10 protein-coding genes are annotated in these 9519 nt (G+C 38.6%); 3 read left to right on the top strand and 7 right to left on the bottom strand.

Annotation, left to right across the window (positions count from 1 at the left end; genetic code table 11):
* Positions 1-43 precede the first annotated feature (43 nt).
* Positions 44-1426, bottom strand: a complete 1383-nt coding sequence (locus DD627_RS04545; protein WP_057784034.1) for an amino acid permease — start codon at positions 1424-1426, stop codon at positions 44-46.
* Between the two features lie 328 nt (positions 1427-1754).
* Between DD627_RS04545 and DD627_RS04540 the strand changes: the two genes are divergently transcribed.
* Positions 1755-2084 carry a PadR family transcriptional regulator gene (locus DD627_RS04540; RefSeq protein ID WP_057784032.1) on the top strand — a complete coding sequence of 110 codons (330 nt, stop codon included), beginning with the start codon at positions 1755-1757 and terminating at the stop codon, positions 2082-2084.
* Entirely contained in the window at positions 2084-2569 is a 486-nt protein-coding gene (locus DD627_RS04535) for a DUF1129 domain-containing protein (RefSeq protein ID WP_260274900.1), read from the top strand. Before DD627_RS04540 ends, DD627_RS04535 begins: the two co-directional genes overlap by 1 nt.
* 305 nt (positions 2570-2874) lie before the next feature.
* On the opposite strand, the gene DD627_RS04530 is transcribed toward DD627_RS04535, so the two are convergent.
* Entirely contained in the window at positions 2875-3564 is a 690-nt protein-coding gene (locus DD627_RS04530; RefSeq protein WP_057784028.1) for a 2,3-diphosphoglycerate-dependent phosphoglycerate mutase, read from the bottom strand.
* Between the two features lie 112 nt (positions 3565-3676).
* A complete protein-coding gene (locus DD627_RS04525; RefSeq protein ID WP_260266682.1) occupies positions 3677-4603 on the bottom strand; it encodes a hypothetical protein in 927 nt (308 codons plus the stop codon).
* A gap of 181 nt (positions 4604-4784) precedes the next feature.
* Here DD627_RS04525 and DD627_RS04520 point away from each other — a divergent pair, with 181 nt between their 5' ends.
* Positions 4785-5963 (top strand): SAM-dependent methyltransferase, encoded by a 1179-nt coding sequence (locus DD627_RS04520; RefSeq protein ID WP_260274899.1) that lies wholly within the window; start codon positions 4785-4787, stop codon positions 5961-5963.
* A 425-nt stretch (positions 5964-6388) separates the two neighbouring features.
* Here DD627_RS04520 and DD627_RS04515 read toward each other — a convergent pair whose 3' ends face one another.
* The 4 genes from DD627_RS04515 to DD627_RS04500 all read right to left on the bottom strand — a co-directional run bounded on the left by DD627_RS04515 (position 6389) and on the right by DD627_RS04500 (position 9482).
* Positions 6389-6721, bottom strand: coding sequence for an AzlD domain-containing protein (locus DD627_RS04515; RefSeq protein ID WP_057785030.1), 333 nt, complete (start codon positions 6719-6721; stop codon positions 6389-6391).
* A 27-nt stretch (positions 6722-6748) separates the two neighbouring features.
* Positions 6749-7525 (bottom strand): AzlC family ABC transporter permease, encoded by a 777-nt coding sequence (locus tag DD627_RS04510; protein ID WP_057785029.1) that lies wholly within the window; start codon positions 7523-7525, stop codon positions 6749-6751.
* Between the two features lie 147 nt (positions 7526-7672).
* Positions 7673-8185 carry a GNAT family N-acetyltransferase gene (locus DD627_RS04505; protein ID WP_068804983.1) on the bottom strand — a complete coding sequence of 171 codons (513 nt, stop codon included), beginning with the start codon at positions 8183-8185 and terminating at the stop codon, positions 7673-7675.
* A gap of 13 nt (positions 8186-8198) precedes the next feature.
* The gene (locus DD627_RS04500; RefSeq protein WP_068804980.1) at positions 8199-9482 is read right to left on the bottom strand and encodes a serine hydrolase; all 1284 of its coding nucleotides are present in this window, start codon (positions 9480-9482) and stop codon (positions 8199-8201) included.
* Between the last annotated feature and the right edge of the window lie 37 nt (positions 9483-9519).

Genomic DNA, 9519 nt, shown 5'->3' with positions numbered 1-9519 from the left:
TCAACTTGACAGGGCCTAGTGCATAAAAGCCGTCTTTTAGTACTTAGATTTTCTGGCGATGACGGATCAAGTAAACCGTCGCAGCCAGAATCAAAACTACTGCTCCAACGATCACTGATATTCGCGTATCTGGATTGATAAACATGAACACCACAATAACCAACAACATTATGAATGCAAAATAATTGGCAAACGGATAAAGCGGAAGTTTAAAGGGGTGCGTCTCCATAAGTTTCGCATTGCCCTTGCGGAAGCGTAGTTCGGCCAACAGAATCACAAACCATGGTACCATTCCCGGCAGCACTGAAGAACTGAACACCACAACAAATAAATTTGAAGTAGATTTACTGTAGATTGAAGCCACTGTATCAACGATAAAGCCAAGTAAAATTCCACCCGAGATTCCTAAAATGGCTGCATCAGGTACAACTCGTTTAGACAACCGACCTAGGATCTTGGGTGCATCCCCTTCATGAGCTAGTTTAAACAGCATCCGACTCGAAGAATAAATCCCTGAATTGGCACCCGAGAGTGCCGCTGTCAAAACCACAAAGTTGATCACAGAAGCCGCCGTTGTAATACCAACCTTGGCGAAGGTCGACACGAATGGCGAACCAATCGAACTCAGTTGATTCCATGGGTAGATCGTTACAATTACAAAAATTGCCCCAACATAGAAGATTAAAATTCGGAGCAGCACAGATTTCACAGATTTCACAATCGCTTTTTGAGGATTTGCCACTTCACCAGCTGAAATTCCAAGTAGTTCAATTCCTTGATAAGAACCCACAATAATCGACATGGAGAAGAAAAATCCACGAAAACCACCGGTAAAGAACCCGCCGTGGCTCCAAAGGTTACTCAACCCCACTGGGTGACCACCGTTTCCCCAGCCAAGAAAGATAATGGCAAATCCCAATATAATCATCATAATAATTGTCACAACTTTAATCATGGCAAACCAAAATTCCAGTGACCCATAGGCCTTTGCGCTAGTGAGATTGGCTGCAACTAGGAATAAAATCACAATAATTCCTGCAATAAATGAATTAGTGTGCGGCCACCAATATTTTAAGTACTCGGTTGCGGCGACAACCTCAGACATCCCAACCACAATATATTCAAAAACGTTTGCCCATTTTGCCATATAACCGGCAAGTGGATGGACATACTCAGTTGCATAATCGGCAAAGGAGCCGGTCCCTGGATTGACATAAACCATTTCCCCAAGGGCGCGCATGACAATGTAGAGAATGAGCCCTACAAACATATAGGCAAAAATGACAGAAGGACCCGTCCATTTAATTGTAGAGGTTGCCCCCATAAAGAGGCCCACTCCAATTGCACCACCCAGAGAAATCATTTCCATTTGATTTGCGGTCATTGAACGTCGCAATGTTGGCGCCTTTTCTACTTTTTGTTTCATTTTTCCTCCAGATATGTTGTTATTTGCTTTTTATGTAATTAGGCGCTGTGCAAATTAGTTTTTCCTTGTTTATAATTTACCGCAACTAGACAAATAATACATTAACAAAATTATCAATGGTTAAGTCCGTAAAATTAGCTGAATTGCGATAAACCTTTATAATTGTAATAATTATACCATTTTCAATCTTACTAATTTCGGAGTTAAATAAACAACATGATAACCTATGAAAGGGTCCGCTTAGCCAGGAACTAAGTTGCTTTACAACCTAGTTTCACTTTGCTACACTATATCTATGTAGTAAAGCAACCTATATGGAAGTGAAAAAATGAAGCAAACACAATTAATTAAAGGTGTGTTAGAAGGCTGTGTTTTAGCAATTGTTGCTCAAGATGAAGTTTATGGTTACGAATTAATTCAATCTTTACATCAACACGGCTTTACAACAATTGCTGGTGGTACTCTTTATCCTTTATTGATAAAACTCGAAAAAAACGGTGCCTTAATCAGCAAAGTGAAACCCTCAAAGGATGGGCCTGATCGTAAATACTATTCAATTACACCTCAAGGACTACAAGAATTTCGAGAATTTAATCAGCAGTGGTTTCAATTAAAAAATCATGTCGACAAAATTTTAAAAGAGATGGATGATGAATAATGAAAAAAGCAAATCAGTACCAGCAGGAGATTAATCAGCTAAAAACACAGCTTAACTCATTTGATTCAAGATATTTTGAAAAGTTACAAACCTATATTTTGAGTCAAAACATCTTTTACAATGACGAAACAATTAACTTACAGTTATTAAGCATGTTACAGGATCTAATTGATGCTGAAAAAGATAATTCAGATGCGACTGAATTGTTTGGTAACGATCCTCAAAGTATGGCAAATGAAATCTTAGCACAGTTGCCTAAGCCAAAATTACGTGATCAATTGTCAATGAGTACTCTAGTCATTGCCATTAGTTGGTTTTTTCTTTTGTTAAGTAGCACTAGTACTACGTCAGGAATTATCATAAACCTATGGGCATTCATTCTGGCTCCATTTCTTGAACTTATTACAATCAGTTTAATTCTCAAAATATTGCATAAGTCAGTTTATTCAAAATCTGCTAGTTTTTTTCCAATCCGTTCTTCCTAAAATATCGATAGCTATCCTCTTCTTATTATGTGTTGGCTTGATTCTGTTAGTGAATAACTTATTAATTATTGGTCCCACTATCACGCTACCAACTCCATGGAACTTTTTTTTACAGGGATTCATTTTGATAGCAACGCTTAGTTACTTCTTTTATACATTAACAAAACAGAAACACAAAAAATAAACTTAATAAAAAAACCGAAATCATTTTCTGCCTTGAAGTGAACGCCATATAAGTTAGTCAATTATTTTTATAAAAAATAGGCATCCACCCCCTGAGGGAGAATGCCTATTAAACGACTAAATTAGTCTAATTTTTGTTTGTTTTGAACTTCAAGTTTGTCGTTGAAGTCGTAAACAACTGGTTCGCCAGTTGCCATTTCAAGATTCATAATATCTTCGTCTGAAATGTTTTCGATATACTTACTTAAAGCACGCAATGAGTTACCATGTGCAGCAATGATAACGTTCTTGCCATCTAATAACTTAGGAGCAATTTCGTCTTCCCAGAAAGGAATAACACGTTCCAAAGTAACTTTAAGATTTTCACCACCAGGAATCATGCGTGGATCCAAGTTAGCGTAACGACGGTCTTTTGCTGCTGAACCTTCAGCGTCTGCATCCAACAATGGAGGCAATACGTCGTATGAACGACGCCAGATATGAACCTGTTCGTCGCCCCATTTTTCAGCTGCTTTAGCCTTGTTTTGGCCTTGTAAAGCACCGTAATGACGTTCGTTTAAGCGCCAGCTCTTAACTTCTGGAATCCAAAGTTGGTCGGATTCTTCCAAAGCATAGTGCAAAGTCTTGATTGCACGAGTTAATACTGAAGTGAAAGCATAGTCGAATTCAATGCCTTGTGCTTTGATTAACTTACCAGCGTTCTTTGCTTGTTCAACACCCTTTTCGCTTAAGTCAACATCGACCCAGCCAGTAAATTGGTTAGACAAGTTCCATTCACTTTGACCATGACGGATTAATACTAATTTTGCCATAATGTGAGAAAACCTCTTTCTTTTTTAAGTTTACAATAGCCATTGTACACTAAAACAGAATAATTTGCAGTCTCAATTCAAACGTTTGAAAATATTAAACCTTTTGACGAGTTTACTGGGCAGCTTCACTAACTGAAATGCCCTTTTGGGCCGCTTCTTTAATGATATTTCGAATATCCTGATCACTGAATTGGTTTGACTTCGTGCCAAGTTCTTGACGAGCCGCATTAATTTGCGCCTGTGTAATCACTTTGCCGTTTAATTCTGTATCTTTTTTGGTAACCGTATATTCGTTACTGCCAGAATAGTTATCAGCAGCCTGTTTTTCCGAAGAACTCAGATTAGGTGCTGGTAACGAGGAAACACCGTTGCTATTACTAGAACCAGATGTAGCTCCCGTCGTAGTGTTATCTGCTGAACTGTTATTACTGGAAGGACTTTGTGCCGAACTTGAAGTTGATCCTGGCATTACAGCCTGCGACAAGCCAGTCTTATTGCTCTTTTGAATCTGCTTAGCCGTCTTCCACAGCGACGTATAGTAACCCTTCTTAAATTCTTTTGTGTTAAACAAGCTATCTAACTGCACATTCGACAAACTGAACTCTTGGGCCTCGTTCAACTCACGCGCATATTTTATAACTTTATTGTATTTAGTAATGTTCTTTTGAACCTTACCGATTTCAGTAATTTTTTCATGAGCACGCAAGTTCAGGACTTTTGACCCATGATGAATTTTATAAACTTGTGCAAATGTTTTTTTGGATGTTGAGAAACGATGATTTTCTAATTGCGACATTGCCGTGACAAATACCTTAGTTTGTCGCAATCGATGTGTCGCTACTGAATCATTATTTCTCCGCGTCAAAGCTGCCTGAAAATACGTTTCAGCTGCTGAATAGTTTTCGTCATTAATTGCAGCCGCTGCGTTTTCCATATCTACGTGGTACTGTTTTTCAATTGATTGGTGTCGTGAGAAAGCATAGCCCCCCACCATTAAAATCACAATAAATGTGACGATTACCCATGTCCATTTTCTCAAACGAGCCGCCCCCAATTCTACTGATCCCTACAAAGCCAATATATAAAATAATTATAGCATGTTATCTACTTTAAAATTGATTTTCCGTTTGACATTATTCTTAAAATTCGAAAAATCAATCTAGGGAGCGTATAATAATCTTATTTAATCTTGTTATTCATGAGAGAAAGGATTCTAATCGATGTTAGAGAAAAAATTTTACAAAACGTTTTTTAAGCACTCCTTCAATATTCCCCTCAAAGTAAACTACTGGGATGGCAGTTCTGAGGTATACGGTGATGGCACACCAGAAGTCACCATTACTTTGAACGAAGCTGTACCTGTTAAGCAAATCATCAACAATGCCTCTATTGCACTTGGTGAGGCTTATATGGATGGCAAAATTGAAATTGACGGTAGTATTCAGGCTTTATTGATGTCTGCATACGAAACAGCTGGCAGTTTCTTCCACAATAAAAAGTTTATCCATTTTCTTCCTAAACAAAAGCATGACGAAAAGGAAAGCAAATCGGACGTTCAAGATCATTATGATATTGGAAATGATTTTTATAAGCTATGGTTAGATCCAACAATGACTTATTCTTGTGCCTATTTCGAGAAAGATACGGACGATCTTGAAACAGCGCAAGTTAACAAAGTTCACCATATTTTGAATAAGTTGAATCCACAACCTCGTCGTACTTTATTGGACATTGGTTGTGGCTGGGGAACTTTGATGCTAACTGCTGCAAAGGAATATGACTTGCGGGTTGTTGGTGTAACTCTTTCTCAGGAACAATTTAATTTAGTTAACCAGCGTATTAAGGATGAAGGATTGGAAAACGTGGCTGAGGTCCGTTTACAAGACTATCGTGAAATTAAAGATGAGCAGTTTGACTACATCACCAGTGTTGGCATGTTTGAGCATGTTGGTAAAGAAAACCTACAGACTTACTTCAAGTGTGTTTCTGATTACTTGAAAAAAGATGGCGTCGCTTTGATTCACGGAATCACGCGCCAGCAGGGTGGTGCGAACAATGGTTGGTTGAACAAATGGATTTTCCCAGGTGGCTATGTGCCAGGTTTGGAAGAAAACATTCACCATATTATTGAAAATGACATGCAAATTGATGATATGGAGCCATTGCGTCGTCATTATCAAAAGACAACAGAAATTTGGGATAAGAATTTCAACGAACATCGTGATGAAATTGTAAAGATGTTTGACGAACGGTTTGTGAGAATGTGGGATTTGTACTTACAAGCTTGTTCGGCATCATTCGAATCAGGTAACATTGATGTGATCCAGTATTTGTTAACAAAGGGTGCAGGAGCAAGCAGCAATGTGTTGCCAATGACAAGAGCGTATATGTATAAGTAGTGAGCGGAACAAAACGGTAAAGGACTGAGAATAAGGGCGACGGAGACGGGATCGTAATCCCGTGGGAGTCAGACTTATTCTCAGTCCTTTGTTTTATAGTGAGCGAATGAAGACGTTTAGCCCAAACAAGATAACCACGACGGATAGAGGATCGCAATCCTCTGGGAGTCGTGGTTATCTTGTTTGGGCTGTCTTCAGGAGCTGTCCTAATAGTGAGCGGAACAAGTCGGTAGCTTTTAGAAGATAAGTGAGATGGAGGCGGGATCGCAATCCCGTTGGAATCTTGCTTATCTTCTAAAGGCTGACTTGTGAACCTGTCATAGTTATAGTGAGCGAAACAAAATGGAACAAAACAAAAAGAACCAGCTTAACTCAAGAGAGATTATTACAACAACCCCTTGCACTAGTCTGATTCTTTTTTAGATTTAAATTAACATGGATAATAACATCACGGCAATTAAGCCAAAAACTACCGAAATAGCCATCGATCGCGTCCAGTAAGAAATAATAATGACAATAATCGAAGCCAGAATCAAGTCTAAGTTCCCAGAAGAAATGAAATGATAGGATCCCGAAATAAAAATATCTTTCACAACAATTGCCGTAAACAAAGAGACCGGAACGTATTTCATCCAGTCATTAAACCAGTCTGGTATTTTTCGATTTGAAAAGAATAAAATCGGTATATATCGAGGACCAAACGCCACAAAAAAACCTAAAATAACGATTAGCAAGTGGTCAGTTACACTATAATGCATATTACAATCTCCCGAAATTCGTCTGAATTAGATTTCGATATCTTCCTTATCGACTTCTGGTTGCCCTGATGGATCATGAATTTTATACAACAAATGACTATTAGGCCAACGTTTAGATACATATCCTTCAATCATAAACCCTAAGAATGATGCCACTAAAGTAGAAATAACCAAACCGAGAGTACTCTTTGTCAACAACATAAAAAAGGCTGCCAAAACCCCAGCAACAACTGAGATCAATAAAATCAAGCGGGTTTTAATTTGCATCACAATCATATACAAGAACAACGCTGTCAATGCAAAATTAACAACCGTCAAATTAATCTGAACAGCACTCCCAATTAAACTGCCAATGATATTAGACACGGTCCATACTAACAAAGACCAATGTTCTACCTGAAGGGCATCTTTTGGTGTCCAGTTACGATCAGTCACAAACTTTAAATAATTAATGGCATAGTTTTCATCATTCATTGAAACAGCAAATAAAAATAAAAAGCGATGATTTTGACCTTTTAAATAACTAGCTAAACTAGATCCCAGCAACGCATAACGTAATTCCAGGAAAAAAAGCATCAAAATAATTGTCAGAATTGGAGCTGTTGTTGTAAGCATTTGGGCGATCATAAACTGCGCACCACCCGAGAATACAAAAATAGAAACCAGCCCAGTTAAAATCGTATTAAATCCAGCCGCATGTAAGAGGATCCCACAGGCCAGTCCAATTGGTGTGTAACTAAGGCACAACGGCCAAGCCTCTTTGAGAGTTACCCGCCATTGTGGTCCATTTTCAAGTTGTTTCACAATTCTTTCCTCCAACGGATCTTTAAAGTTGGATCATCAATACTGAAATTCATAGAAAACACTGCGAAATCATTTTAACATTTTCAAAGTATATTGAATAGTGCCTTTTTAAGACTTTCAGGCTAAATCGAAAGCTATTAAATGAAACTAGTTTGAAACTAGCTGAATGCTTTTTCCGAGAATTTTCAAATCCATTAAACGGCCATCCAACTCTGCAACCTTTGGCAAAGTTCCCCAGGTTTCATAACCCAGTTTTTCAAACAGCCCTAAACTTGGTAAATTTGCCCCAAATATTAAACAAACAATGTTCTTAATTCCCAGTTTTGGAGCAGCAAGTTCAGCATATTTCACCATTTTGGTTCCCAGACCTAAATGCTGAAATTGACGGTCGATATAAATGCTAATTTCTGACGTAATATGGTATGCAGCCCGCGGGTGATAGGGTGACAAGCTTACCCACCCCGCACGCTTGCCATTTAGCCAAACTACCCAAATGGGATGTTCAGTTGATTTATGGGCTTCAAGCCACGGCAAGCGTTGTTCGACCGTCACTGGTACGAGGGATGCTGTCACTACATGACTCGGAATAGTTTGATTGTAAATAGCCACGATAAAAGGTAAATCTGCTTTTGTCGCCACTTTAAATTGAATTTCATTCATTAGCTAGACCTTCTTAAAAGACACTGACGATAGATCGCCAGAAACGAACTAACACATTGGCTTTTTCAACAGATTTTTTGGTAGTCAACTGTAACTCAGCATCGGAGCTTTGGAGATAGTTCACTTTTTGATTAGCTACCTTGACAGTTGCCTTACCAACTTTTTGTCCTTTTTTCACTGGCGCAGATAGTCCTGCTTTGCTTTCAGCTTGTTTGCTACGAAAACTAATCGTTTTAGTTGATTGGTTTTTAGCAATCCAAACAGTTGTCGGTTGTTGTAATCCAGCCTTGACGGTGGTCGTTTTGCCTTCCGGGACTTTAAAAGTCGATGCTTGCTTTAAGGCCGTCCCTTTTTTATAACTGACCGGTTTGAAGTTGTTATAGACATCTTTCATAATCGTTTGGGTGTCTGTAAAACGAGCATTTCCTTCGTTTTTCGAGCTTGATCCCATGACAACTGTAATAATCCGATGCCCATTCTTTTTGACGGTCCCGGTAAAACAGGCCATCGCTTTAGTTGAAGTTCCCGATTTAAGCCCATCCACATTATATCCTTTTAGATAATCCGCCATATGCGGTAATAAGTAGTTATGGGTGGTCATCTTCACTGCATCAGTGGTTCCCTTGGCAAACCAAGCACTTGTTTGTTTCGTGGTTTTAAGAACTTCTGGGTAATCCTTTAACAAATTTGATGCCACAATCGCCACATCTTTTGCCGACATTTCATTTTCATCGTTTTTAGCTGTATTTGGATACGCTTCTTTACCAACTTCACTTTCTGTCAGCCCAGATGCATTATAAAGTTTAGCGTCTGTGATTCCCCATTTTTTGGCTTGTGCCCGCATCTCATTAACGAATGCTTTTGACGATCCGGCTTGGGCAATCCCCAGCGCCATTACGGCCGCATTCGCTGAATAAATTAATGACGCTTTGTAAAGATCGCGCACGGTGTAAGTACGGGATGTACTCAATGGGACATTAGTCAGTTCAGTATCTTTACTAATTTTTTCAATATTGGCATTAATATGAACCCGTTGATTCCACTTTAATTTACCTTCATGAATACTTTTTAAGACAAGATAAATTGACAGCATTTTTGACATTGACGCAATCGGAAGGGCCTTTGAGCTATTTTTAGCATACAAAATCTGTCCTGTTTTGGCATCAACTGCTATTCCTGACTTGGCTGAAACTGAAACAGTGGCCGCTTGGGCCTGTATTGGTGCCATTGCTAATGTACTCAGCATTAAAATTGTACTGAAAATAATTGCTAGTTTTTGTTGCCATTTTTTTAACATTAATTTGCCACCTTTTATAACAAGAATATAACAAAAT

Origin of the sequence: Pediococcus sp., from assembly GCF_003533255.1 — a bacterium.
GTDB classification, from domain to species: domain Bacteria; phylum Bacillota; class Bacilli; order Lactobacillales; family Lactobacillaceae; genus Pediococcus; species Pediococcus parvulus.
The sequence above is the reverse complement of the archived record's forward strand: the minus strand, read 5'-3'. Positions and strand labels throughout refer to the sequence as shown.

What these genes read in the sequence shown, in the direction of transcription:
- DD627_RS04545 (WP_057784034.1), bottom strand. Translation starts at nt 1,426, where the DNA reads ATGAAACAAAAAGTAGAAAAGGCGCCAACATTGCGACGTTCAATGACC.
- DD627_RS04540 (WP_057784032.1), top strand. Translation starts at nt 1,755, where the DNA reads ATGAAGCAAACACAATTAATTAAAGGTGTGTTAGAAGGCTGTGTTTTA.
- DD627_RS04535 (WP_260274900.1), top strand. Translation starts at nt 2,084, where the DNA reads ATGAAAAAAGCAAATCAGTACCAGCAGGAGATTAATCAGCTAAAAACA.
- DD627_RS04530 (WP_057784028.1), bottom strand. Translation starts at nt 3,564, where the DNA reads ATGGCAAAATTAGTATTAATCCGTCATGGTCAAAGTGAATGGAACTTG.
- DD627_RS04520 (WP_260274899.1), top strand. Translation starts at nt 4,785, where the DNA reads ATGTTAGAGAAAAAATTTTACAAAACGTTTTTTAAGCACTCCTTCAAT.
- DD627_RS04515 (WP_057785030.1), bottom strand. Translation starts at nt 6,721, where the DNA reads ATGCATTATAGTGTAACTGACCACTTGCTAATCGTTATTTTAGGTTTT.
- DD627_RS04505 (WP_068804983.1), bottom strand. Translation starts at nt 8,185, where the DNA reads ATGAATGAAATTCAATTTAAAGTGGCGACAAAAGCAGATTTACCTTTT.
- DD627_RS04500 (WP_068804980.1), bottom strand. Translation starts at nt 9,482, where the DNA reads ATGTTAAAAAAATGGCAACAAAAACTAGCAATTATTTTCAGTACAATT.